Here is a 25,024-nt window from a genome sequence, read left to right as displayed (position 1 = left end):
GGTCATGCGAGCCGGAGCCGCGTGTCCACCCGGGTGTTGAAGCGGCCACCGTCGTCCCACCAGCCGGCACGGCCTCGGCAACACCGACCGGATCGGAGTCAGCGCCGGACAGGGCGACCGGCGCCTACGCCGACGCCGTACTCAGCTGGTGATGTCCTTGCGGGTGAAGCGCCAGAAGGCGAGCCCCCAGAAGAGGGTGGCGTAGCAGATCGCCGAGATGGCGCCTCGGACGATGTCGTCGGTCTGCACCGGCGTGGAGAGCAACCCCAGCCAGGCGGTGCTGTAGTGGGTCGGCAGAAACGACCGGATCGCGCCGAGCGCGGTGATCTGGTCCAGGATGCTGGACAGGATCCACAGCAGCACCGCACCGCCCACCGCGCCCAGCGCGGCGTCGGTGACCACCGAGAGCAGGAACGCCAGACCGGCGACGACCAGCAGGACGACGGCCAGGTAGCCGAGCACCGCGAGCAGGCGGAGCAGCCCCTCACCGGGTTCGAGCTGCGCGGCGACGGTACTGCGAAGCGGTGACCAGCCGTACCGGAGGGTGCCGATCAGCAGGGCCGTGCCGGCCAGCAGCAGCAGCGCGAACGCCGAGTAGGCGAGCGCCACCAGCAGCTTCACTGTCAGCAGCCGGGCCCGGGGCACCGGCACCGCCAACAGGTAGCGCAGGCTGCCCCAGCTCGCCTCGCTGGCCACCGTGTCGCCGCAGAACAGCGCCACCACCACGACCAGCAGGAACGAGGCGGAGACGAAGATGGTGAACAGGGTGAAGTTCAGCCCGCCCGAGGTGGCGAACGAGACGAGGCTGCCGAACTCGCCCCGACCGTTGTCGTCGTCACCCGAGTCGAACTGGAAGGCGATCAGGATGATCAGCGGCAGCAGCACCATGAAACCGAGCGCCAACTGGGTACGCCGCCGCGCCGCCTGTCGGCGGAACTCGGCCCCGAACGGCAGCGTCCTCGACGGCCGGTAGCCGGCGGCGGCTCCCGACGGAGCCACCCCGGACTCCTCCCGCGTCGGCTGCACGGTCGATCCCGCCATCACCGGTCCCCGCTTCCCCGAGAGTTCTCGCCCACCAGGGCGAGGAACGCGTCCTCCAGGCGGCGCCGGGGCACCACCCGGTCCACCCCGATACCGGCCCGGACCAGCTCGGCGACCACCTCGCTGCGGGCGGTGCCGTTGGTGTCCACCACCAGGTGCCCGTCGGCGTCGTCCAGCACCCGTACGCCGCCGAGGTCGTTGAGCACGTCCCGGGCCGCGGTCGGGTCGCTCACCTCGAACAGCACGCTGGGCGAGTCGCCGACAATCTCCTCCACCGGCCCGGAGGCGACGATCCGGCCCTTGTTGACCACCACGGCGTGCGTGCAGGTCTGCTCCACCTCGGCGAGCAGGTGACTGGAGACCAGCACCGCGCGGCCGTCGGTGGCGTACCGCTGGAGCACCCGACGCATCTCGGCGATCTGCGGCGGGTCCAGCCCGTCGGTCGGCTCGTCGAGCACCAGCAGCTCGGGCAGGCCGAGCATGGCCTGGGCGATGGCCAACCGCTGCCGCATCCCGTGGCTGTACTTACGGACCCGCCGATGTACCGACGAGCCCAACCCGGCGATCTCCAGCGCCTGTGCGAAGTGCGCGTCGGCCTCCGGCCGCCCGGTCGCCCGCCAGTACGCCTTGAGGTTCTCCAGGCCGGACAGGTGCGGCAGGAACCCGGGCCCTTCGACGAGCGCGCCGATCCGGGAGAGCACCGGCGAGCCGGGCACCAGCCGGTGCCCGAAGACGTAGATCTCCCCGGCGGTCGGCTGGGTCAGCCCCATCAGTACCCGCAGGGTGGTGGTCTTGCCGGCGCCGTTGGGCCCGAGCAGGCCGACCACCTGACCGGGGTGCACCTCGAAATCCACCTCGGAAACGGCGACGAAGCCGTCGGCGTACTCCTTGCGCAGATGGCGCACGGCCAGCGGGGTGTCCGCGTACTCGGGGTGGATCGAGGTGTCCTGGCGACGGTGCCGCAGGCGCAACACGGCGACGAGCACGACGAGCCCGATCACGATCGCGGCGATCAGCCCGACCAGCACCCAACGCCAGAGCGCCGCCTCGGTGGGGATCGGGTCGCTGTCGACCGTGGGCAGGCTCACCGGTGTGTCGCCGACCGCGACCGTGTACACGGCCGGCTCGATCGGAGTGGTGTACGCCTGGTCCGAGGTGGCCACCACGAGCCGGAGCCGGTGCCCGGCCTCCACCCGGTGCACGATCGCCGGCAGGGTCACGGTGACCGGCTCGGCGGCGTCGACGGTGGCCGGCAGGCCGCTGAGCCGGATCGGCGCGATCAGCCCGCTGGGCAGGGTGGCCGCCCCCTCCGGGTCGACCACGTAGAGCTTGGCGAAGAGGACCGCCTCGCCGCTGCTCGACGCGGCGCGCAGCGACACGGTCGGCGCGCCGACGATGTCGACCGCCTCGGCCAGCGGCTCGGACTCGAACCGGGCGTGCTGCCCGGGAATGTCGCCGGCCACCCCGCTGAGCAGCGAACTCAACGAGCCGGCGAACGGTACGGAGGAGATCGCGGCGGGATTGCCGCCGGGCGGGTTGGCCACCGGCTGGGGCGGCCCGGCCACGGCCACCTCGCGGCGGGAGTCGCCGCCGAGCCCCGGGTAGTCGTCAGTGCGGTAGCCGGTGGCGACCAGCCCCCGGTCCATCGCGTCGAAGCCGGCGATCCGGGAGAAGGTGAAGGTGTCGCCCGGCGCGTCCCCGGTCCCCGCGACGTAGTGGTCGAGCCACTGTGCGGTCAGGAACTTCACCCGGTCGGAGTCGGTCTGCGGTCCGGAGCCGCCGTCGTGGCCACCGGTGAACCAGGCGACCCGCACCGGGGTGCCGTTAGCGGCGATGCCCCGGGCGTTGGCGTCGGCCTCGCCGAGCGGGAAGAGGGTGTCGGCCGCGCCCTGGAGCAGCAGGGTGGGCGCCTCGATCCGGTCCAGCACGCCGGCCGGGCTGGACCGGCGCAGCAGGTCGACGGCGCCCTGGTCGGCCTGGCCGGTGGCGGCGATGCGCAGGTACGCGGCGCAGACGTCGGCGGCGAACCGGCCGCAGGAAGGATCGGGCAGACCGCCGGCGGTTGGGGCGCCGGGTGCGGTGCCGGGCCCCTGGCCCGGCGCGGGACTGGGTGGCCCGGCGCCCGGCGCGCCCTCCGGCGTCTCGGCGCCGGTGCCGGAGATCCCGGCCGGCCCGGAGCCGGTGGCGCCGCCGCCTCCGAAGAAGATGCCGGCCCAGCCGGACTTGAACACCCCGTCGGTCGGCTCCCCACCGGTGCTCTCCGGTAGGAAGGAGCGGGACAGGTCGTTCCAGGTGATCATCGGGACGATCGCGTCCACCCGCTGGTCCTGAGCGGCGAGCAGCAGTGCCAGCGCGCCGCCGTAGGAGCCGCCGACCACGCCGACCCGGGGGTCACCGGTCGCGTCGGTCCGGATCTCCGGGCGGTCGGCCAGCCAGTCCAGCAGTCGTTGCGCGTCGCGCACCTCGTGGTCGGGGCTGTCCAGGTGGATCTGACCACCGCTGCGGCCGAAGCCCCGGGCCGTCCAGGTCAACACCGCGTAACCCCGGTCGGCCAGGTCCTCGGCGTCGGTGCGGACCGAGTTCTTGGTGCCGCCGAACCCGTGCGCGAGCAGCACGGCGGGCACCTGCCGGCCGGCGGCGGCCTCGCGCGGCAGGTACAGCGTGGTGTCCAGGTCGACGGGCTCGTCGCCGTTCGGCCCGGATCGCACGGTGAGCATCGCGGACTCGGTCCGGAAGCTCGGCCGGTCCGGCCACACCGCCCAGACGACCACCACCGCCAGCAAGGCGACGGCCACTGACGCGGCGACGGCCCGGCGGCCGGTGGGCAGGGCACGGCGAACCCGCGCGGCCGAGAACGGCGATTTCATTCGGCACACGGTACGGCCCGCAACCTGAGCGGTAGCTGAGATCCGCCGTACGTCCGTCCTACTCGGCCGATCGTCATCCGGAAGGGGTCAACCGCACATCCTCCACGGGCGAACCTTTGAGATGACTTCGCATCATGGAAATTAATGCCTTTCCGTGGATTCCACGCTCAAGTATGACGTATCAACACGGAAAAAAGCACCCACCGTAGTCAATAAATTGATCCTCCGTCACATCGCTCGAAGTGACGCAAACCTGACCCGGAGAGACTGAATACAGACAGTCCCCGTTCGATTAGTTTTCCGGTCCGGCGCACGGGACCGGCTCCTTGACGCCATCCCCGACCGCTGCGCCACCCGGAGGAGACACCATGACCGTTCCCGCATCGCGGGTCCGTCGCCGGCCCCGGACACCGGGCCGCATGCTGCCGCTGCTACTCGCCACCGCGCTGCTGCTGCCGGTGGCGTTCCTCGTGGTACGGGCGCACCAGTACATCGACGCCGACCGGGAGGTCCTGGAACGGGAGCGGCTGGGCGTGGAGTACCTGCGAGCCCTCGGCCCGGTCACCGAGGCGCTGGTCGACGCGCAGAGCGCCGCCGTCGCCGACCGTCAGCCGCCCCGGGAGAACCTCCAGCAGGCCGTCGAGCGGGCCGCCGTCGTCGACGCCCGCATCGGTGGAGAGCTGGGCACCAGCGAACGATGGGCCGGGATCCGGGCCAAGCTGGAGGCGCTGCCCGAGCGGTCGCTGGCCCCAGAGGCGGCGTTCAGCGCGTACCGGGAGGTCACCGACCTGCTGCTGGCCCTGCACGGCAAGGTACGCGAGACCTCCGGCCTGATCCGGGACTCGGGTGCCGCCTCGTACTTCCTCCAGGACGGCGTCGGCGAAGAGATGCCGGAGGCGACGGTGGCCGCCGGACGGCTCATCGACGTGGCGGTCCTGGCCGAGCAGCGGCCCGCCACCGAGCGGATGCGCACCCTCAGCGAACTGGCCACCCTGCGGCTCGCCGCGCTGCAACCCGCCAACGACCTGGTCAACAACCTACGCGCGGTGGTGGACAGCTCGGCGAGCGCCGATTTGGGCCCGAGCGTGCTCACGCCGTTCGACGCCTTCCAGCGGGCGGTCGAGGCGATGGCGATCCACGCACAGCCCGACAACCGGACCGGCACGGTCGACGTGGTCCGACTGACCAGTGCGCGGGACGACGCCCAGCGGGCCTCTACCCAACTCCAGCCGATCCTGCTCGACGAGATCGACCGGCTGCTGGTGGAGCGGATCGACCAGCTCGACCGGGACGATCTGCTGACCATGGCCGCCGGCGGCGTCGCCGGACTGCTGCTGGTCGCCCTGGCGGCGAGCGGCTGGTTGTCTCGCCCGAGAGACATCACCGGCAGTCCGCAGGCGCCCGACACCGAGTCCGATGAGCCGGAACAACCCGTCGGCACCCGGTGGGAGCCCATCCGCTCCACGGGCGACCGCGCGCTGGAACCGGTCGGGCACGGCCACGACCCGGATCGGTGGAGGCCCTTCGATGCTGCTCGATAGGCTCCGGATCCGGGGCAAGCTCGCCCTGTTGGTGCTCATCCCCCTGCTCTGCATGCTCGGGCTGACGCTCCCGGTGGTGTGGGAACGGGCCGGGGTCGCCCAGCGGGCCGGCGACATCGAGAGCACCGTTACAGTCGCGAGCCGGGTCGGCACCCTGCTGCAACACCTCCAGCGGGAGCGGATGCTCGCCATCGGCCTACTGCTGCGCCAGGTCGAGCGCACCGAGTTGGTGCAGGAGATCGCGCAGGTGGACGACCTGATCGTCGACCTGCGCAGGGACTTGGGCGACGAGCTGTCCACGGACGTGACGGCCGCGCTCGACGGGGTCCGGCAACTCGCCCCGGTACGCACCGCCACGCTGGCCGGACAGGCCAGCCCGGACCAGGTCATCGGCGCGTACGGGCCGGTGCACCTCACCCTGATCGACTCGTTGCGGCTGCCGTACGACGTGGACACCCGCACCTCGGCCGGGCGGCAGGTGCTGGCGCTGGACGGGATCCTGCGCAAGAGCGAGGGGCTCGGCAGCGGCGCCGCACTGCTGGTGCTGGTCGCGGCCAGACCCAGCCCGCAGCTCGCCACCGTGTTCGTGGCCAACACGGCCGCCCTCCAAGCGGAGACCAACCGACTGATCGGCCTGATCACGCCCGAGCAACTGGCGCTGATGGACATCGAGCAGGAGGCCCTGGACGCCCGGACCGGGCCCGGCTTCCTCGACCAGAGCCTGCTGGACCCGGTGGACGCGGTGTCGCAGACTCCCGTCGAGGTTCTCTACCCGACCATCTCCTCACTGATCACCCTGGGTCAGTTCGTGGAGAAGAAGCTGGTCGCCGACGTGACCGCCGAGGTGCAGGCCGACCGGCAGACGGCGCTCGCCGAGGCGTACTGGGTGACCGCCCTGGTGCTGCTGATCCTGGTCGTGGTGGTGCTGCTCGCCCTGGCGATCGGCCGGACCGTCGCCCGGCCGCTGACCCGGCTCACCCGCTCCGCCGACCGGGTCGCCCGGGTCGCCGAGTCCGAACTCGTACGCGTCGCCGACGACGAGACCGACACCGCCCAGCCGATTCGGCTCGACCGGGTCGACGTACGCGCCCGGGACGAGATCGGCGACCTGGCCCGCGCCTTCGAGCGGGTGCAGTCCACCGCCGCCCAACTGGTGGAACGGCAGGTGGCCAGCCGGCGCAACGTGGCCCAGATGTTCGGGCACGTCGGCCGGCGTACACAGAACCTGGTCGGCCGGCAGATCGCGCTGATCGACCGGCTGGAACAGCAGGAGGCCGATCCGGAACGGCTGGAGAGCCTGTACCGCCTCGACCACATCTCCAGCCGGCTGCGGCGCAACGCGGGCAATCTGGTGGTGCTCTCCGGCGCCACCGGCGACGTCAGCCACATGGCACCGGTTCCGCTGGCCGATGCGGTCCGCCTCGCCCTCGGTGAGATCGAGGACTACACCCGGGTCGACATCCAGGTCCCGGCCGAGGTATCGGCGGCCCCGGCGATCATCGGTGACCTGGTGCTGGCGCTGGCCGAGTTGATGGAGAACGCCACGGTCTTCTCCCCGCCGCATACCCGGGTGGTGGTCGGCGGCGAGGTCACCGAGGACGGCGCCCGGCTGACCGTGGTGGACCACGGGATCGGCATGACCGAGGCGCGGCTGGCCGACGAGAACGTCCGGCTCACCCGCCGGGAACGGCTCGACCTCGCCCCGACCGAAGTGCTCGGACTCTTCGTGGTGGGTCGGCTGGCCCGCCGGCACGGCTGGACCGTCGGCCTGTCCGCGACCCCGGGCGGCGGCGTCACCGCCACCCTGGTGATTCCCCGGCTCTCGCTGGTCTTCGGCACCGGCAGCCCGCTGCCCACCGCCCGGGCGAGCGGGCCCGTCGCGCTGCCGACCCGGCACCAGCCCGACCCGGGCACCGCGGCCCCGCAGCCGGTGGCGGGCCCGGACGGCCCGGCTCAGGCCGGACCGGTACCGGTCGGGGCCGGCGGCCCGGTCCGGTCGGCGGTCAAGGCCACGGCACTGCCCGGCTTCGACCAGAAGCTGCTGAGCCGGGCCACCGAGAGCATGGAGGTGGGCGAGACCTGGGACGCCTTCGCCACCGCTCCGGACACCACCACGCCGGACCGCACCGCCGCACCGGACCGCCCGGCCGACGGCGACCCCGCCACGCCGAGCCACACCGAGCCGCCGCAGACGGAGGCCCCGCCGCTCGCACCGACCAGCCCGCTGCCCGGCATCCGGCAACGGGTGCCCGGCGCCAGCCTGTCCAGGAGCGCACCCCGGGTCGGTCCGGTCGACGCCACCCGCGCCGACCCGGTCGCCGCCCGCGCCCTCGTGGAGCAGTTCGAGTCGGGCGTACGCCGGGCCGAACAGAGCCGGGCAGCGGCGCTCCCGCAGCCGGTCGCGCCCGCGCCGTCCGGCGCACCCACCCAACTGTCCCGGCGCGTACCGGGCGCGAACCTGATCGCCACGCCACCCCGCCAGACGGTGGCCCAGAACCCCGGTGACCCGGCCGAGGTCCGCGATCTCATCAACGCGTTCGAGTCCGGCGTCGCCCGGGCTCTTCGCGATGTCCGTCCCGACCGCAGCGACGAAGAAGGAACGCCACTTTGACCAGTCCGCACGTACACGAGAACCTCGACCACCAGAGCCACCCCGCCGGTGACCTCAGCCCCGAGGCCCGCACGTTCAACTGGCTGCTGGACACCTTCACCTCGAGCACGGCAGGGGTGCTGGAGGCGATCGCCGTGTCGTCGGACGGGTTACTGATGGCCATGTCCGCGATCAAGGACCGTTCCAACGCGGAGCGGCTCGCCGCAGTGGTCTCCGGCATGACCAGCCTGGCCGGGGGTGCCGCGAGTTGGTACGCGCTGGGCGGGCTGAACCGGGTCGTGGTGGACATGGCCGAGGGCTACCTGCTGATCAGCGCGATCAGCAGCGGCTCGGTGCTCGGTGTGGTCGCCGACCGCTCGGCCAACCTCGGCACGGTCGCCTACGAGATGACCCTCTTCGCCGGTCGGGCCGGAAGCGCGCTCACCCCGCGCCTGATCGTCGAACTCAAGAACTCCGTTCAGCAATGAATCCCGACGCCGCCGGTGCGGAAGGGGAGCCGGTGTTCCGGATCCGGCCCTATCTGCGGGAGCCCTCCCCGGTCGGCGACGCCGGCCCGGTGGACGCACCGGCGGCGGTCGGATCGGAACCCGTGGCGGCCGGACCGACCGGACTCCGCCCGTTCGTGCTCACGGCCGGGCGGGTGGCCGGCGCGGATCCGTCGATCGGACTGGAGACCCAGGTGACCGCCCGGCCCGGCATTGAACCGTGGAACACGGTGGCCGCCCGGCTGACCCCGGAACTCCAGGCGATCGTGGCACTCTGCGGCGAACCGATCTCGGTCGCCGAGATCTCCGCCAAGACCCGGCTGCACTTCGGTGTGACCCGAGTCCTGGTGGGCGACCTGCGGGCCGCCGGCCATCTGGACGTACACGTCAGCGACGCCGACGACGCCCTCGACCCCGACGTCATCCTGCGAGTGATTGATGGACTTCGTGCAATCTCCTGACTGGCCGGTCGCCCCGCAGGGCGCGCTCGCCGCCAACAGCGCCGCGGCCCGCTACGGCGGCGCCGCGCCCGTCCCGCCGTCGGTGGGGCGGGCCGCCCCGCCGGCCACCGCCGCGGCGGCCCCGCCACCGTCGTACCGGCCACCTGCGGCAGCCGGCGGCACCGGTGCGCACCGCCGGACCCCGCCGATCCCGGTGAAGATCCTGGTGGCCGGTGGCTTCGGGGTGGGTAAGACAACCACCGTGGGTGCCATCTCGGAGATCGTGCCGCTGACCACCGAGGCGGAGATGACGATCGCCGGAATCGGGGTCGACGACCCCGGCCAGCGCTCCGACAAGACCACGACCACGGTGGCGATGGACTTCGGCTGCGTCACCATCGACCGCAGCCTGAAGCTCTACCTGTTCGGCACGCCCGGCCAGGCGCGATTCGGCTTCATGTGGGAGGACCTGGCCCGGGGCGCGCTCGGCGCGCTGGTGGTGGCGGACAGCGCCCGGTTGGACGACTGCTACCCGGCGATCGACTTCTTCGAACGGGCCGGTCTGCCCTTCGTGGTCGGCGTGAACGCCTTCGACGGGCAGCTGGCGCACGACCTCAACGCGGTCCGGTGGGCCCTGGCCATCGGTGAGCACGTACCTCTGGTGCAGTTCGACGCCCGGGACCGGCTCTCGGTGCGGGACGCCCTGCTGGTCGTCCTCGATCGGGCGCTGGACCGGGCCATCCGGGACAAGCGGGCCTGAGCCGACCGGCTCCCGGCCGCTCGTGGGAAGAGGTGAGGCGGATGAGAGGCGGACTGGACGAGACACTGGCCCGGATGCGCCGGCGCGAGGAGGCGCTTCGCCGCCGGTCGACGGATCCGTCGGCCGACGACCAGCCCGATCCGGGGCCGGACGCGCCGTCGGGCGTGGCGGTGACGAGCCGCCCGGACAGCCGTAACGCAGGACCCGGCTGGGCAGGCACGCCCGAACGCGTACCCGGAGCACCGCCGCGCCACGTCACGGAGGAGGTCGCCGAGGCGCTGCGCGCGGTGGTCGCGGCACATCCGGGCAGCAGCGTCACCGCCCGGATCGACCACGCCGGCACCGCGTACGACCTGCGGGTGACCTGGGACGGCCAGGAGGTGACGGTCAGCGGGGAGCGCGCCGCCCCACCGCCGGCCTGGCCGATGCCGATCAGCGCCGTGCCCGGTTGGTCCGAGACGCCGGACAGGCCGGAACCCGACCCGGCGGCCCGGCTGGCCGAACTGATCCGCCGTGACCCGTCCCTGCTCACCGGCGAGGATCCGCCGGGCTGATCGCAGACGGGGTGACCGGGCCGGTTAGGGTCGCTCAGGTGGGCGAACCCGAGTTGACCCTGATCGCGAGTCTGCGTCCGGCTGCGCTGGACGCCCGGCGTGGCATCGTCCGGCTGCACCCCGAGGCGTTCACCGCGCTCGCGCTGCGGGCCGGTGATCCGGTGCGGTTGACCGGCCGGCGGGTGACCGCCGGCATCGCCGCCGAGGCCGAGCCGGGCACCGGTGCCGGCCTGCTGCACGCCGACGACCTGACGCTGGGCAACCTCGGCGTCCGCGACGGCGGGCAGGTCACGGTGAGCCCTGCCCCGGTCACCGCCGCCCGCCGGGTGCTGCTCTCCGGCCCGGCCCAGATCGTCGCGGTGGTCTCCCCGGAAATGCTGCGACTGGCGCTGCTCGGCAAGGTGGTCACCGCCGGGGACGACGTCTCCCTGCTGCCCCAGGACGTCCTGCCGGACGCCTCGACGCGCACGCTGGTGGAGGCGGCCCGACGCAGCCTCTCCACCCGGGTCGGTTACGCCTGGACCAGCACGCTGCTGCGCGTCGTCGACGCCGACCCCGACCCGGGGGCGCTGGTCACCATGGACACACTGGTCGGGTGGGAACACGGCCCGGAGACCCGGGGCGAGACCGACGCCGGCCGGGCGGCGACCGCCGTCTCCGACGGCCCCAGGCGATCGGCCGGCGGGCGTACGACGGTCGGTGGCGGATGGCGCGCCGACGCGGACGAGGAGACGGGCACCGAGGTCTGGACCGGCAGCGAGGTGCACCAGGAGCACGTCCCGTCGGTGGACGAGCTGCCCGGCCTGCGGTCCCAGGCCGAGGAGCTGACCGAACTGCTCGACCTGGGCTTCCACCACGGTGAGGTGCTCGGTCGGCTGGGCACCACCGTCGCGCTCGGCGTACTCGTCGCCGGTCCGGCTGGTTCGGGCAAGTCCGCGCTGGTCCGGGCGGTGGCCGCGCAGGTCGGTGCCCGGGTGCACCAACTCTGGGCACCCGAGGTCGCGGCGCTGAGCAACTCGTCGGGCGCAGCCCGACTCCGGGCGGTGACCGCCGAGGTGGTCGCCGGCGGTCCGGCCGTGCTGCTGGTCTCGGACGTGGAGGCGCTGGCCCCGGTGGACAGCCCCGGCCCGGTCGCCACCGTGTTCCGGCAGTGCCTGGCCGAGGTCGTCCGGGCCGGATCGGCGGTGGTCTGCACCACCGGCCGACCGGAGGCCGTGGACCCGACGCTCCGCGCCCCGGACCTGCTCTCGCTGCGCATCGACGTCCCGCTGCCCGACGCCGCCCTGCGCCGGGAACAGCTCACCGTGCTGACCCGCCCGGTGCCGCTCGCCGAGGACGTGCGGCTGGACGAGGTCGCCGGGCGTACCCCCGGGTTCGTCGCCGCCGACCTGGCCGCGCTGGTGCGGGAGGCCGGCGTACGCGCGGCCCTGCGACAGAAATCGGTGGAGAACCCGACCGTCGCGATGGCCGACTTCACCGCCGCGTTGGAGGTGGTCCGGCCGACCACCATGGCCGCCTCCACCCTCGAACTGGCCCGGGTGACCCTCGACGACGTCGGTGACCTGGTCGAGGTCAAGCAGACGCTGACCGAGTCGGTGCTGTGGCCGCTGACCTACCCGGACACGTTCGCCCGTCTCGGCGTGCAGCCACCACGCGGCGTGCTGCTCTACGGTCCGCCCGGCTGCGGCAAGACGTACCTGGTGACCGCGCTGGCCGGATCCGGCCGGGCCAACGTGCTCTCGGTGAAGGGCGCCGAGCTGCTGTCCAAGTGGGTCGGCGAGAGCGAACGCGCGGTCCGCGAACTGTTCCGGCGGGCCCGCGAGGCCGCGCCGACGCTGGTCTTCCTGGACGAGGTGGACGCCCTGGCCCCGGTGCGCGGGCAGGCCAGCGACGGCGGCACCACCGATCGGGTGGTCGCCGCGCTGCTCACCGAGATGGACGGCGTCGAGTCGCTGCGCAACGTCGTGGTGATCGGCGCGACGAACCGCCCCGACCTGATCGACCCGGCGCTGCTGCGTCCCGGGCGACTGGAACGGCTGGTCTACGTACCGCCGCCGGACGCCGAGGCACGGGCGGCGATCCTCCGCGCCGCCGCCCGCAACGTACCGCTCGCCGAGGACGTCGACCTGCCCGCGCTCGGCGCGGAGCTGGACGGCTTCTCCGCCGCCGACTGCGCGGCGCTGGTCCGGGAGGCGGCGCTGGCCGCGATGCGCGAGTCGCTGACCGCCGCCACGGTCACCGCCGAACACGTCGCGGCGGCCCGCACCCGGGTACGCCCCAGCCTGGACCCGGCCCAGGTCGCCTGGCTCGCCGCGTACGCGGAACAACGCACCTGACCTCCACCCCGCCGATCATGGAGTTCTGGCGCTGACAAAAGCCGCGTTTCGGTGCGATTCACCAACCACGAGTCCATGATCGGCGGGGTGGGCGGTCGTGGCTAGCGGGCGGGGTACAGGGGGATCTCGGCGTGCACCCTGTCGCCGTCCTCGTGCAGTTTTGCGCCACACCTCTCCAGCACGTAGAGGGCGCCGTGATTGTCGGCCGTGGTGTCCGCGACCACGGTGCGTACCCCGGCGTCCGACGCGAGGTTCAGCAGCTCGCACAGCGCCGCCCGCCCGATGCCCTGGCCCCGGGCGGACTGGCCCAGCCACATGCCCACATCGACGGTGTCCGGCGTGTCCCGCCGGGTCATCCGGATCATGCCGACCACCTCGCCGCCAGCCAGGATCGCGTACATGGCGGTGCGGGTGGGCCCGTCGATCCCGCCGAAGCTGGCCCGGTGGAACTCCCGGAACGCCTCCCGCCGGGCGTGCGACCAACCGGCCGGGGCCTCCACCGGCGGCATCACCTCGGCCGGTTCCGCCTCGGCAGCCGCCACGGAGAGCAACGACTCGAGGTTCTTCTCGTCCACCGGCTCCAACCGGACCGTACCCGTCACGTGCCGCAGTCTCCCGCGCCCGGCGGCCCAAGTCCACCCGGTCGGCGCCGGCCGGCCCCTCTGGCGGACGGGTTCGACCGGTCGGACCGGATACCGTCTCGGCTCACGCTCCGCTGTCGTCCGACCGAGTGAACTCGCAGTAGACGGCGGACGCGTCGTCCGCCGGTTTGTGCCGACGCGGCCGGTCAGGGTGATCCCGCTCGGCCGCCCGGACCAGGTCGACGAGCGCGCCCGGGCCGCCGGCGGACACCACGTCCAGCAGGTCGGCCCAGTCGAGCAGCCCGAACTCCTCGACGGCGACGGAGGCTCCGTCGGTGAGCAGCACCGCGCGCCGCAACGCCTCCGGACCACGCAACGGCAACGTGCCGACCACCGCCTGGTAGGCCGCGTCCGGGTCGGCGGCGGCGACCCAGTAACCGTGTTCGGCCAGTCCCAGTCGGGCGGCCAGGTGCCGGACGTACCACTGCGGCCCGTGTACGCAGCCGGTGTCGAAGCCCTCCGGCACGGTCGCCCCGTCCAGTACGCCGACCAGCGGGCCGAACCGGAACACCAGATCCTCGTTCACCGCCCGGCCCGGTGGCGGGGCGGACGCGGAGCGTACCCGCATGGTCGGCGCGACGCCGACCGCCGGGCCCCGCCGACGCTCCTCGGAGACGGCCTCGGGCAGCCCCGCGCCCGGCCGACTCCGGTCATCGTCGCCACCTCCGTGCCCCGGCTACCCGCCGCACGGTCCGACATTCTCGCCGGTCAGCGGCGCCTGTTCCGGGCCCGGGAGGCCCGCAACCGGACCAGGCGGCCCACCAGCACCGGGTCGGCGGCCAGGGCGGCCGGACTGTCCAGCAACGCGTTCAGCAACTGGTAGTAGCGGGTCGCGGAGAGCCCGAAACGGTCCCGGATGGCCTGTTCCTTGGCGCCGGCGTGCCGCCACCACTGACGCTCGAACGCGAGGATCTCCCGGTCCCGCTCGCCGAGCCCTGGAGCGGCCGCCTCGCGGACACTCTCCGTCGCGGCTTCGTCGGCGTCGTCGAGGTCGGCTCCTGCGCCGCCGGCGGCACCCGCCTCCGGCGGCGGGGCCGGGGTCGACTCCACCTCGGGGGCGGACCGTGGCGGCGGCACCGTGACGGCGTCCGGAGCGGTCTCCGCGCTCTGCGCGGCGTCGGCGGGCTGCATGGGGCTCCTCTGCGAGGGGCGGCCGGCACGAGCCGCGCCAGCCGGGTCCCACCAGCCTATCCAGGGCCATCACGCGACGCATCGTGACGCGTATGCACCACCGCCACCACTGGCCCCGAGGTCGGTGATGGCGGTGGTGTCCGCAGTTGGTCGGGTCAGTTGATGTCGCGGCGTCGCATCGCCCAGATCGCCCCGCCGAGGACCAGCACGATGCCGACGGTGAACAGCGCCGACGAGTGCTGCCAGGTGATCTCCAACGTGGCCGGCTGACACTCGCCGGTGTACGAGGCGTTGCAGGACCGCCAGTCCCGGAGCTCGACCTGCTTGGTCATCCAGGCGTACGCGTAGGTGGGCAGCAGCCACGCGTCCAGGAACCGGACCTGGATCATGCTCAGCAGCATGGCGATCGCCACCTGACCGACCACCAGCACCCCGATCGCCCCGCCGAGCGCCATCGCGGTGTGCCGGCCCAGTGACGCCAGGGCGAAGCCCACGGTCGCCGCCACCAGCGCCAGCACGATGCCGCGCAACCCGGTGAGCAGGAAGGACTGCCAGACGCCGGAGGTCATCCGTTCGGTGCTGCCGCGCAGGTCGGCGACCAGCCACATGCTGCCGAACCAGGCCACCGTGGCGGGCAGCGCCAGGGCGAGCAGCCCGGTGAGCAGCGCGCCCAGCTTGGTCAGCAGCACGGTCAGCCGTTTCGGTCGCCAGAGCAGCAGGTTCATCATCCCGCCGGTGCTCCACTCGGCACCGACGAAGGAGGCGCCGACCACAAACCCGATCATGGCCAGGATCGCCGCGAGCGGGATCAGCATCTCGCCGAAGCTGTCCCGGAAGACGAAGGTCGAGGGCAGGAACCACTCCGCCTGAAAGTCCTCACGCAGCGGCGGGCTGATCTGGTCGCATTCGGTGGTGTAGAACCGTTCGCCCGCCGCCTTCGCCCGCTCGCAGTTGGCGCGTTCCTGCTCGGCCCAGTAGACCTGCTGCTGGTGCTGCTGGTCGGCGGCGCGTTCGGCCTCGGCCCACTGGTCCGGGCCGATCTTCTGGTTGCTGAGGAACATGCCGGCCACGACGACGGCCAGCACCAGCAGGCCGCCCACCGTCATCCAGCGGGCGAAGCGCCGCTTGGCCAGCCGGCGCAGCTCGGTACGGAAGAGACTCACGCGCCCCAACCTCCTGCGGTGGACGCGGACGGTGCCGCCCCGTCCATTCGTACGGACTGGTCGACCTGCCGGTGCTGACCGGGGACCGGTGCGGTGGCGGTCAGTTCGAGGAAGACGCTCTCCAGGTCGACCGCGATCGGTGCGAGTTCGCTGACGTAGAGGCCCTGCTCGGCGAGCAGCCGGGTGACGGTGGCCGGCTTGTCCACTCCGGCGAGCACCAGGTGGTCGTCGTTCGTGGTGACCCGTACGCCGGCCCGGGTCAGCGCGGCGGCGGCTACCGGCAGGTCGGTCACGGCCTCCAGCCGGACCCGTACCCCGCCGGACGAGTGCTGCGCCAGCACCTCGTCGACCGGGCCGAAGGCGACCCGGCGGCCCAGCGAGATGATGGTGACCGAGTCGCAGATGAGCTGGATCTCGCCGAGGATGTGGCTGGACAGCACCACCGTCATCCCGGACTCGGAGAGGTTGCGCATCAGGGTGCGCATCTCCCGGATGCCGCCCGGGTCGAGGCCGTTGGCCGGCTCGTCGAGGATCAGCAGCCGTGGATTCTTGAGCAGCGCCGAGGCGACCGCGAGCCGCTGCTTCATGCCGAGCGAGTACGTCTTGACCCGCTCCCCGGCCCGGTCCCGCAGCCCGACCAGTTCGAGCACCTCGTCGACCCGGTTCGCGGGCACGTCACCGGCGCCGGCCAGCAGCGACAGGGTGTCCCGGGCGCTGAAGTGCGGGAAGAACTGCGGGCTCTCCACGATCGCGCCGACCTGCCCGGCGACCTGCGGCAGTGCTGCGGGCACCTCGTGCCCGAGGATCGCCATCCGGCCGCCGTCGGGCCGGATCAGGCCGAGCAGCGTACGCAGCGTGGTGGTCTTGCCCGAGCCGTTGGGGCCGAGGAAGCCGTGCACCTGCCCCGCCTCGACGCGCATGTCGAAGCCGTCCAAGGCGTTGCGGGTGCCACGCCGTCGGCTCCGGTACGTCTTTCGTAGACCTTCGATTTCCAGGACAGCTGGCAAGCTGCGCCTCCCCCGTTGGTGTGTGGGTGAACGACGACACCATACGCGGTATGCAGCAGTGCGCAATACCCGGTATGCATCGACACGCCGGGAGGGTCGGGTAGGCAGGCGTTAGCAGGGGTCCCCTGCTCTACCGGAGGCGTTAGGAGGGGGCCCTTCCTTACACGTCAGGCGCAGATGACGTGGACGCCGGCGGCGCGGAAGGCATCGACCACCTCGGGTGCCGCACCTGAGTCGGTGACCAGCGTCTCGACCCGGTCGACCGGGCAGATACGGGCGAAGGCGTGACCGCCCAGCTTGGACGAGTCCGCGATGATCACGACCCGCTTGGCCCGCGCCACCATCAGGTTGTTCATCGCCGCCTCACCCTCGTGGTGGGCGGCGGCGCCAAGCTGCGGATCGATCGCATCCACCCCGAGCAGCGCCACGTCCAGGGTGACCTCGCGCAGCAGCGCTCCGCCCAGCGGGCCGACCAGCTCGAACGACTTCGGCCGTACCACGCCGCCGGCCACCACGACCTTCATCCGGGACCGCACCAGCAGCTCGTTGGCGATGTTCAGGGCGTTGGTGACCACGGTCAACTGCGCGCCCTCGGCATTGGTGTTGAGATCCGGACGGACGGCCAGCGCCCGCGCCACCTCGGTGCTGGTGGTGCCGCCGTTCAGGCCGACCACCGTGCCCGGCGACACCAGGGCTGCGGCGGCGGCGCCGATGCGCTGCTTCTCGGCGGAGTGCTTGGCGGTCTTGTACCGCAGCGGCAGGTCGTACGAGACACCGTTGGCGACCGCGCCACCCCGGGTACGCGTGATCATCTGCTGCTGGGCGAGTTGGTCGAAGTCGCGGCGGATGGTGGCCTGCGAGACGTCCAGGCGGTCGGCGGCCTCCTCGACGGTGACCCGGCCGGAGTCGGTCAGCATTTCGAGCAGGGCGTTCCATCTCGCGTAGCGGTCCACCCCGGAGCCTCCGTCACTGCACGATCCGTGATTGGTTGCGTGCACAGTAGTGCGCGAAACTACGCTAGGGCAAAACCTGATCCTGCGCGTTCACCCCTGCGGTTGCCATTACCGCCGCGTTTCGAGCAGAATGGCGCTCGAAAGATGCGGTTAACGAGCCGTATTGCGCAACGAAGCCGCGTTGCGCAACAAGCTGCACTGCGCAACGAAGGGCATTACGCAGCGAGCTGGCCTGCGAGGAGTTCTCATGGCGTACGTTTCCGCGGAGATCACGAGTCAGCCAGACTGCTGGCGCCAGGCGGCCGACCTGGCCCCCTCGGTGGTCGACCGACTCCCCCGCCCCGGCGAACGGGTCGCCGTCGTCGGCTGCGGCACCTCGTGGTTCATGGCCTCCGCGTACGCGGCCCGTCGCGAGGCAGCCGGGCACGGCGAGACCGACGCCTTCCAGGCCAGCGAGTTCCCCACCGGCCGGCGGTACGACCGGCTGCTGGCGATCACCCGCTCCGGCACCACGACCGAGGTGCTCGACCTGCTCGCCGCGGTTCGCGGGCGGATCCCGACCACCGTGCTGGTCGGCGACCCCGCCTCACCGGCGGTCGAGATCGCCGACGCCAGCGTCACCATGCCCTTCGCCGACGAGCGCTCGGTCATCCAGACCCGCTTCCCCACCACCGCGCTGGCGCTGCTCCGCGCCCACCTGGGCGACAACATCACCGCGCTGGTCGCCGACGCGGAGGTCGCGGTCCGCGCCCCGCTGCCGATCGACCCGACCCTGATCGAGCAGGTCACCTTCCTCGGGCGGGGCTGGACCATCGGGCTGGCCCAGGAAGCGGCGCTCAAGTGCCGCGAGGCGGCCACCTTCTGGGCCGAGGCGTACCCGGCGATGGACTATAGACACGGTCCGATCTCGGTGGCCGCACCCGGCCGGCTGGTCTGGGCCTTCGGCGAGCTGCCCGACGGGCTGCCCGAGGACGTCGCCGCCACCGGTGCCGCGTTCGCGCACAGCCGCACCCACGGCGTCCGTACCGTGCTCGGCCGCTGGGCCGCTGGGCGTACCCCGGTCGACCCGATGGCCGACCTGATCCTGGCCCAACGCTTCGCCGTCGCCCTGGCCACCAGTCGCGCCCTCGACCCCGACGCACCTCGGCACCTGAGCAGGTCCGTGGTACTCACGTGACGGCACACCACGAGCGGGTCGTCGTCGCGCTGGACGTCGGCGGCACCGGGATGAAGTGCGCGCTGATCCGGCCCGACGGTGCCGTGGTGCACGCCGAACGGCACCCCACCGAGGCGGCCAGGGGCGCCGAAGCCGTCGTCGACACGATCCTCTCCGTGGCCGAGGGGCTGGCCGACAAGGCCCGCGCCGACGGCCTCGCCCCGGCCGCTCTCGGCATCGTGGTGCCGGGCGTCGTCGACGAGGCACGCGGCGTCGCGGTCTGGTCGGCGAACGTGGGGTTCCGGGAAGTACCCCTGCGGACGCTGGCCACGGCACGGCTCGGCCTGCCCACGGCGCTCGGGCACGACGTGCGGGCCGGCGGGCTCGCCGAGGCACGCCTCGGCGCCGGCCGCGACGCCGGACACGTGCTGTTCGTGGCGATCGGCACCGGCATCGCCGCCGCGCACGTGGTCGCCGGGTCGGCCGCCACCGGCGCGCACGGTGCGGCCGGCGAGCTCGGCCACATCCTGGTCCGCCCGGACGGCCCGCCGTGCGGCTGTGGCCGGGCCGGCTGCCTGGAGTCGGTCGCCTCCGCCTCGGCCGTCGCCCGCCGCTACGCCGCGCTCACCGCCACGCCGGGCACCGCCTCCGGTGCCGCCGGGTCCGCCGCCACGCCGACCACCGACGGGTCCGTCACCGAACACGCCGGGTCGAGTGCTGCCGCCACCGGGCGTGCCGGGTCGGATGGCGGGTCCGCCACCGCTCCCGCCACGCGCCCGACGATGGTGAGCGCCGCCGAGGTGGCCGCCCGGGCGGCCGCCGGTGAGGAGCTCGCCGGCCGGGTGTGGCGGGAGGCCGTCGCGGCGCTGGCCGACGGGTTGGCCACCGGCCAGGCCCTCTTCGACGTGGAGACGATCGTCCTTGGCGGTGGGCTCGCCCAGGCCGGCGCCGGACTGTTCGACCCGCTGCGTACGGCGCTGCGGGACCGGCTGACGTTCCACCGGGAGCCGCGACTGGTCCCGGCCGCCCTCGGCGACGAGGCGGGCTGCCTCGGCGCCGCCCTGCTCGCCCTCGACAGGCTGGAGACGTGATGACCGTACGGGTGAACGGCAAGGTGGTGACCCCGAGCGGGGTGATCCGGCAGGGTTGTGTCGAGGTCAGGGGTGGCCGGATCAGCGCTGTCGCCGAGTACCCGGCGGTCCGGGACGGCCACTGGGTGGTTCCCGGCTTCGTCGACATGCACACCCACGGCGGCGGCGGGCACACCTTCACCACCGGCGACGCCGACCAGGCCCGGGCCGCCGCCGCGTTCCACCTGCGGCACGGCACCACCAGCCTGCTCGCCAGCCTGGTCAGCGCACCGTTCGACCTGATGCGCTCGGCCACCACCGCGTTCGCGCCGCTGGTGAGCGACGGTGTGCTGGCCGGTATCCACTTCGAGGGGCCGTACCTGTCCGCCGCGCGGTGCGGCGCACAGAACCCGGAGTTCCTCCGCGACCCGTCCACCGACGAGCTGGACGAGCTGATCAAGCTCGGTGACGGATCGGTGCGGATGGTGACCCTCGCACCGGAGCGCCCGGGCGCGCTGGAGGCCATCGGTGTGCTCACCCGGCACGGCGTGGTCGCCGCGGTCGGGCACACCGACGCGACGTACGAGCAGACCGTCGCCGCGGTGGCGGCCGGGGCGAACGTCGGCACCCACCTGTTCAACGGGATGCGTCCGGTGCACCACCGCGAGCCGGGACCGGTGGTGGCGCTGTTGACCGCCCCGAACGTGGTGTGCGAGCTGGTCGCCGACGGGGTGCACCTGCACCAGGGGACGTTGACCTTCGCCACCGGCACCGCCGGTCCGGAGCGGTGCGCGTTGATCACCGATGCGATGGCCGCCGCCGGTATGCCCGACGGCGAGTACGAGCTGGGCGGGCAGGCGGTCACCGTGACCGACGGGGAGGCCCGGCTGGCCCGGGACGGCGCGATCGCCGGCAGCACCCTGACCATGGACGCGGCGCTGCGCAACGCGGTGGCCGCCGGAGTCCCGGTGCCCGACGCGGTTCGCATGGTGTCCACCACGCCGGCCCTCGCGATCGGCCTCGGTGCCGAGGTCGGTGCCCTCCAGCCCGGCCTGCGCGCCGATCTGGTGGTGCTCGACGACGACCTTCGGGTCGTCCGGGTGATGCGCGGCGGCGACTGGATCGAGTGACCCGGCCGGTCAGCGGGGTGCCGGGATCTCCACGCCGAGCACCGCCTGCTCGTCGGGACGGTGCACCAGCACATCCGCCAGGAACGAGTGCACGGCGTGCCGCATGCCGACGTCGCGGCCGGCCTCCTCGGAGAGCAGCCACTTGTGCTCGATGATCTGGGCGAACAGCTCCTGCGGCTCCAGCTTGCGCCGCAGGTGCGCGGGCACCGCCCGGACCACCGGCTCGAACACCTCGGTCAGCCAGCGGTGGGCGGCCTGCTGCTCGTCGATCAGGTCGCTCTCCGCCCGGTACGCGTCGAGGTCGTTGAGCAGCCGGCGGGCCTGGTTCTCCTCGGCGTCCAGGCCGGTGAGCCGGAGCAGCCGCCGGTGGTGGTAGCCGGCGTCGACCACCTTCGGCCGGATCAGGTACCGCCCGTTGTCGATCGTCGACATGGCCACCTCGGCCACGTCGAAGCCCAGCTCGTTGAGTCGCCGGATGCGCCCCTCGACGTCGTGTCGGGCGTCCCGCTCCACCTGCTGCTCGTAGGTGATCTCGTGCCAGAGCCGCTCGTACCGCTGCACGACCTCCTCGCAGACCACCTCCGGGTCGATCGAGTCGTGCAGCAGGCCGGCGGCCACCAGGTCGAGCGCCTCGCCGAAGATGTTGACCCGGGCGATCTCCAGGTCCTCGCCGCGCTGGCCGTTGGAGAGCGTGCTGCGCAGCGCCCCGGTCTCCGCGTCGACCAGGTACGCGGCAAAGGCGCCCGCGTCCCGGCGGAACAGCGTGTTCGACAGCGAGCAGTCGCCCCAGAAGAAGCCGGTCAGGTGCATCCGGACCAGGAGCGCGGCGAGCGCGTCCAGCAGTCGACCCATCGTCTCCGGACGCAGCGTGTGCGAGAACAGCGCCCGGTACGGCAGGGAGAACTGCAGGTGCCGGGTGATCAGCACCGGGTCGAGCGGGTCACCGGCGTCGGACTGCCGGTCGGCGACGATCGCCACCGCCTGCACCGACGGGAAGTCGATCCGTTCCAGCGCCCGCAGCAGGTCGTACTCCCGCTCGGCCACCCGCTCGCCGGTCTCCTTGACCGCGTACACGAACCCGCCGAGGCGCACGAAGCGCACCACGTGGCGGGAGATGCCCTGCGGCAGCGCGACCAGGTGTTCGGCCGGCCACTCCTCCAGCGGTGTCGACCAGGGCAGGTCGAGCAGCGCCGGGTCTACGAGGGCCGAAGTGATCCGCACGGCGTCAAGTCTGACGGCTCGCCGCCCGGAACGCTTCCCCGCGTGGTCGGCCCCACAGTGCCGACCCGGAGGCACGGTCCGCCCGTCCGGACGGGCCGGTAGCGTGGCGGCGTGCGGGAAACGACACCCCGGAGGCTGCGTCCGACGCCGGTACACCCGGCCGGCTGGTGGTTCGACGCACTGCTGATCGCCGGGTTCGCGGCGCTGACCGCAGTGCTGGCCACCGGCCGGCTGTATGGTCTCGACCTCGCGGTGAGCGAGTGGGCCTTCGCCCACGCACCGACCCCGCTGTACTGGACCGCCCGGGCGTTCAACCTGCTCGGTCAGGGGGGCGGGTTGCTGCTGCCGCTCTCCGGCGGGCTGGCGGTGGCGGTGGCCTGGCGGCGCCGTACGATCCGGCCGTTCCTGCTGGTGGGGGCCGCGTTCGTGGTCACCATGCTGACGATCGGCCCGCTCAAGCTCTGGACCGACCGGGCCGCACCGACCGCCTCGGTCAAGGAGCCGTTCCTGGCACCGGAGGAGGCGGTGCGGATCTTCCACCAACTGCCGCCGGACGCCTACTCGATGTCGTACCCGTCGGGACACGTGGCCAACGCGATCGTCTGGTACGGCGTGATCGCCGTGCTGCTGCTCTCGCTGACCGCCGGGCGGCTCTCGACCGGGCTCTACCGGCTGGTCCGGTACGCGCCCCCGGCGATCCTGCTGGTCACCACCACCTACCTCAACTTCCACTGGCTCACCGACGGGCTGGCCGCCCTGCTGCTGGGCCTGCTGCTGGACCGGCTGCTGCACCGGGTCCCCTGGGACGGACTGCCGCTCCCTGGTCGGCTACGCGATTGGAGCGCTCCGTTCATCGAACGCCCCTAGGCTGCCTCTAGCCGGTCACTTGGTCGCAGAGGGCGGCCTGCATGTTGCCCACGTCGTCCTGCTGCAGCAGGGCCAGGCCGGCCGCGCCGGCCAGCTCGGCCCGGCGGAACGTGGCCTCGTCCAGCCGGTCGGCCGGGATCATCTCGATGCCGGGCAGGTCACGCCCGTCCGGGCCGGGCGAACGCTGCCGCTCGGGCACGATCAGGGTGATCCGCAGCCGCCCGGTCTGCGTCTCGCTGGCCAGCATCGCCCGCACCACCCAGTACGCGAGCGGATCCTGGCCGCAGACCACGTAGTGCGCCCGGGCCTCCCCGTTGACCCGCAACCGGCGGCCTGCCCGCCGGGCACGATCGAGCAGCGGCTCCGCCATACTTCGCATGGTAAACAGCCGGTCGCGTTCCGGTGAAAGGAAGGGTCCCCTGCTAACGCCTCGTGTATTACAAGGGTCCCTTCCTAACACGTGCGGCGGCACCGAGCGCCTCGGGGCAGACTCAGGGGCGATGGGGAGGTGCGGTGTGCAGCTGTCACAGGTGTTCGGTCGGCTCATCGGCGTACGGCCGCACCAGATGGACCCGGGCGGCGGTGGCGCGACCCGGGTGCCGCATCCGGTCGACGCGGTGGTGGTCGGGGGCGGCATCGCCGGGATGTCCACGGCGGTGGTGCTCGCCGAACGCGGAGTCGAGGTGACGGTGCTGGAGGCCGCGCCGACCCTCGGCGGCCGGCTCGGCGCCTGGCCCGACACCCTCGCCGACGGCACCCGGCAGGTCGACGAACACGGCTTCCACGCCTTCTTCCGGCAGTACTACAACTGGCGCAACATCCTGCGTCGGATCGATCCGACGCTCCGCTTCCTGCGACCGGTGCCCGGCTACCCGGTGCTCAGCGCCGAGTGGCCGACCGAGGAGTTCGGACGGTTGCCGCCCGCCCCGCCGGCCAACCTGCTCACCCTGCTGGCCCGCAGCCCCAGCCTGCGGCTGCGCGATCTGCGCACGATGGACCGCGACGCCGCCCTGCCGCTGCTGACCTACCACCCGGAACGGACCTACGCCGAATTCGACCACCGCACCGCCGACGAGCTGCTCACCTCGCTGCGGCTGCCGGACCGCGCGCGGGCCATGCTCTTCGAGGTCTTCTCGCACTCGTTCTTCAACCACGAGGCGCGGATGTCGGCCGCCGAAATGATCGCGCAGTTCCACTTCTATCTGCTCGGCAACCCTGAAGGGCTGGCCTTCGACTGCCCGGACGAGGACTACGCGACCGCGATCTGGCAGCCGCTGTCCCGGCACGTGGAACGCCACGGCGGGCACGTGCACACCGGTGTCGCGGCGACCGCGCTGGAGCGGGAGGGCAGCGGCTGGCGGGTACGCACCGCCGACGGCTCGTACCCGGCCCGGCACGTGGTGCTGGCCGTCGACCCGCCGGCGCTGGCCGACCTGGTCGCCGCGTCCCCGGCATTGGCCGAGGCGGCACCGGGCCTGGCGGCGGCGATGCCCGCGTACGGTCGGCCCGGTCCGCCGTACGCGGTGGCGAGGCACTGGTGCGACGGGGACGTCGCCGCGGATCGGGCGATCTTCAACGGGGTGTCCCGGCAGGCCACGCTGGACTCGGTGACCCTGTACCACCGGTTGGAGGAGGAGCCGCGACGCTGGTCCGCGCACACCGGCGGTTCGGTGATCGAGCTGCACGCGTACGCCTGCGATCCGGACGTGCCCGCCGACGAGCTTGCCGCCCGGATGTGGGCCGAGCTGGGCGCGCTCTGGCCGGAGACGCACCGGCTGCGGGTCCGCGAGCGGCGCGCCCGGGTGGAGGCCAAGGCCCCCGCCTTCACCCCCGGCAGCCATCCGGCACGGCCCGGGGTGCGCACCGACGCCGCCGGGCTCTACCTGGCCGGCGACGGCATCCGCACCGACTTCCCGAGCGCGCTGATGGAGCGGTCCGCGGCCACCGGCATCCTGGCCGCGAACCACATCCTGCGGGCCGAGGGCGGCGCGGCCGAGCCGATCCTCTCGGTACGCCCCAGGGGCCTGCTCGCCCGCCCCTGAGCGGCTGG

Annotated in this window: 21 protein-coding genes and 1 pseudogene; 12 read left to right on the top strand and 10 right to left on the bottom strand. The window is 72.9% G+C overall.

Translation table 11 applies throughout. The features are described from left to right. Nucleotides 1-141: 141 nt before the first annotated feature. Together ID554_RS17775 and ID554_RS17770 are read right to left on the bottom strand one after the other, a co-directional pair. A complete protein-coding gene (locus ID554_RS17775; RefSeq protein WP_117229089.1) occupies nucleotides 142-1,041 on the bottom strand; it encodes an ABC transporter permease in 900 nt (299 codons plus the stop codon). Continuing rightward, entirely contained in the window at nucleotides 1,041-3,908 is a 2,868-nt protein-coding gene (locus tag ID554_RS17770) for an alpha/beta fold hydrolase (protein ID WP_117229088.1), read from the bottom strand. The genes ID554_RS17775 and ID554_RS17770 overlap by 1 nt, the downstream gene beginning before the upstream one ends. A gap of 368 nt (nucleotides 3,909-4,276) precedes the next feature. Between ID554_RS17770 and ID554_RS17765 the strand changes: the two genes are divergently transcribed. The 7 genes from ID554_RS17765 to ID554_RS17735 are packed head-to-tail and all read left to right on the top strand — an operon-like array spanning nucleotide 4,277 to nucleotide 12,635. After that, on the top strand, nucleotides 4,277-5,449 hold the full coding sequence (locus tag ID554_RS17765; RefSeq protein ID WP_117229087.1) for a hypothetical protein: 1,173 nt from the start codon (nucleotides 4,277-4,279) through the stop codon (nucleotides 5,447-5,449). Further along, nucleotides 5,436-8,060, top strand: a complete 2,625-nt coding sequence (locus ID554_RS17760; RefSeq protein ID WP_117229086.1) for a sensor histidine kinase — start codon at nucleotides 5,436-5,438, stop codon at nucleotides 8,058-8,060. The genes ID554_RS17765 and ID554_RS17760 overlap by 14 nt, the downstream gene beginning before the upstream one ends. Next, complete coding sequence (locus ID554_RS17755; RefSeq protein WP_117229085.1) at nucleotides 8,057-8,527, top strand: roadblock/LC7 domain-containing protein; 471 nt, start codon at nucleotides 8,057-8,059, stop codon at nucleotides 8,525-8,527. The genes ID554_RS17760 and ID554_RS17755 overlap by 4 nt, the downstream gene beginning before the upstream one ends. Further along, complete coding sequence (locus ID554_RS17750) at nucleotides 8,524-9,006, top strand: DUF742 domain-containing protein (RefSeq protein WP_117229084.1); 483 nt, start codon at nucleotides 8,524-8,526, stop codon at nucleotides 9,004-9,006. The genes ID554_RS17755 and ID554_RS17750 overlap by 4 nt, the downstream gene beginning before the upstream one ends. Then, nucleotides 8,984-9,745, top strand: a complete 762-nt coding sequence (locus ID554_RS17745; RefSeq protein WP_191088571.1) for a GTP-binding protein — start codon at nucleotides 8,984-8,986, stop codon at nucleotides 9,743-9,745. Before ID554_RS17750 ends, ID554_RS17745 begins: the two co-directional genes overlap by 23 nt. 41 nt (nucleotides 9,746-9,786) lie before the next feature. Beyond that, nucleotides 9,787-10,299: a hypothetical protein gene (locus tag ID554_RS17740; RefSeq protein ID WP_117229083.1), complete on the top strand. Its 513-nt coding sequence runs from the start codon at nucleotides 9,787-9,789 to the stop codon at nucleotides 10,297-10,299. A gap of 38 nt (nucleotides 10,300-10,337) precedes the next feature. After that, a complete protein-coding gene (locus tag ID554_RS17735) occupies nucleotides 10,338-12,635 on the top strand; it encodes an AAA family ATPase (protein ID WP_117229082.1) in 2,298 nt (765 codons plus the stop codon). A gap of 101 nt (nucleotides 12,636-12,736) precedes the next feature. Here ID554_RS17735 and ID554_RS17730 read toward each other — a convergent pair whose 3' ends face one another. From ID554_RS17730 to ID554_RS17705, 6 genes are all read right to left on the bottom strand, one after another. After that, complete coding sequence (locus ID554_RS17730) at nucleotides 12,737-13,237, bottom strand: GNAT family N-acetyltransferase (protein ID WP_117229081.1); 501 nt, start codon at nucleotides 13,235-13,237, stop codon at nucleotides 12,737-12,739. 103 nt (nucleotides 13,238-13,340) lie between these two features. Next, nucleotides 13,341-13,844: a hypothetical protein gene (locus tag ID554_RS17725; RefSeq protein WP_223884132.1), complete on the bottom strand. Its 504-nt coding sequence runs from the start codon at nucleotides 13,842-13,844 to the stop codon at nucleotides 13,341-13,343. Between the two features lie 140 nt (nucleotides 13,845-13,984). Then, a complete protein-coding gene (locus ID554_RS17720) occupies nucleotides 13,985-14,407 on the bottom strand; it encodes a DUF3263 domain-containing protein (RefSeq protein WP_117229079.1) in 423 nt (140 codons plus the stop codon). A 155-nt stretch (nucleotides 14,408-14,562) separates the two neighbouring features. Continuing rightward, the gene (locus ID554_RS17715; protein ID WP_117229078.1) at nucleotides 14,563-15,570 is read right to left on the bottom strand and encodes an ABC transporter permease subunit; all 1,008 of its coding nucleotides are present in this window, start codon (nucleotides 15,568-15,570) and stop codon (nucleotides 14,563-14,565) included. Beyond that, nucleotides 15,567-16,577 carry an ATP-binding cassette domain-containing protein gene (locus ID554_RS17710; RefSeq protein WP_117229077.1) on the bottom strand — a complete coding sequence of 337 codons (1,011 nt, stop codon included), beginning with the start codon at nucleotides 16,575-16,577 and terminating at the stop codon, nucleotides 15,567-15,569. Before ID554_RS17710 ends, ID554_RS17715 begins: the two co-directional genes overlap by 4 nt. A gap of 167 nt (nucleotides 16,578-16,744) precedes the next feature. Next, nucleotides 16,745-17,530: a DeoR/GlpR family DNA-binding transcription regulator gene (locus ID554_RS17705; RefSeq protein WP_117229076.1), complete on the bottom strand. Its 786-nt coding sequence runs from the start codon at nucleotides 17,528-17,530 to the stop codon at nucleotides 16,745-16,747. A 247-nt stretch (nucleotides 17,531-17,777) separates the two neighbouring features. Between ID554_RS17705 and ID554_RS17700 the strand changes: the two genes are divergently transcribed. The 3 genes from ID554_RS17700 to nagA are packed head-to-tail and all read left to right on the top strand — an operon-like array spanning nucleotide 17,778 to nucleotide 20,886. Then, nucleotides 17,778-18,707: an SIS domain-containing protein gene (locus ID554_RS17700; RefSeq protein WP_117229075.1), complete on the top strand. Its 930-nt coding sequence runs from the start codon at nucleotides 17,778-17,780 to the stop codon at nucleotides 18,705-18,707. Between the two features lie 50 nt (nucleotides 18,708-18,757). After that, the gene (locus ID554_RS17695; RefSeq protein WP_117229155.1) at nucleotides 18,758-19,777 is read left to right on the top strand and encodes an ROK family protein; all 1,020 of its coding nucleotides are present in this window, start codon (nucleotides 18,758-18,760) and stop codon (nucleotides 19,775-19,777) included. Next, nucleotides 19,777-20,886 carry an N-acetylglucosamine-6-phosphate deacetylase gene (nagA, locus tag ID554_RS17690; RefSeq protein WP_117229074.1) on the top strand — a complete coding sequence of 370 codons (1,110 nt, stop codon included), beginning with the start codon at nucleotides 19,777-19,779 and terminating at the stop codon, nucleotides 20,884-20,886. Before ID554_RS17695 ends, nagA begins: the two co-directional genes overlap by 1 nt. A gap of 9 nt (nucleotides 20,887-20,895) precedes the next feature. On the opposite strand, the gene ID554_RS17685 is transcribed toward nagA, so the two are convergent. Further along, on the bottom strand, nucleotides 20,896-22,107 hold the full coding sequence (locus ID554_RS17685) for a DUF4032 domain-containing protein (protein WP_117229073.1): 1,212 nt from the start codon (nucleotides 22,105-22,107) through the stop codon (nucleotides 20,896-20,898). 135 nt (nucleotides 22,108-22,242) lie between these two features. On the opposite strand from ID554_RS17685, the gene ID554_RS17680 reads away from it, so the two are divergent. After that, nucleotides 22,243-22,974, top strand: a complete 732-nt coding sequence (locus ID554_RS17680) for a phosphatase PAP2 family protein (RefSeq protein ID WP_191088904.1) — start codon at nucleotides 22,243-22,245, stop codon at nucleotides 22,972-22,974. Nucleotides 22,975-22,993: 19 nt separating this feature from the next. Here ID554_RS17680 and ID554_RS17675 read toward each other — a convergent pair. Further along, nucleotides 22,994-23,344, bottom strand: a pseudogene (locus ID554_RS17675) (TrkA family potassium uptake protein); the annotation flags it as partial. A 145-nt stretch (nucleotides 23,345-23,489) separates the two neighbouring features. Between ID554_RS17675 and ID554_RS17670 the strand changes: the two are divergent. Continuing rightward, complete coding sequence (locus ID554_RS17670; RefSeq protein ID WP_117229071.1) at nucleotides 23,490-25,016, top strand: hydroxysqualene dehydroxylase; 1,527 nt, start codon at nucleotides 23,490-23,492, stop codon at nucleotides 25,014-25,016. Nucleotides 25,017-25,024: the final 8 nt, after the last annotated feature.

Source organism: Micromonospora craniellae, assembly GCF_014764405.1.
GTDB lineage: Bacteria > Actinomycetota > Actinomycetes > Mycobacteriales > Micromonosporaceae > Micromonospora > Micromonospora craniellae.
This window is presented reverse-complemented; position numbering and strand designations above follow the sequence as displayed.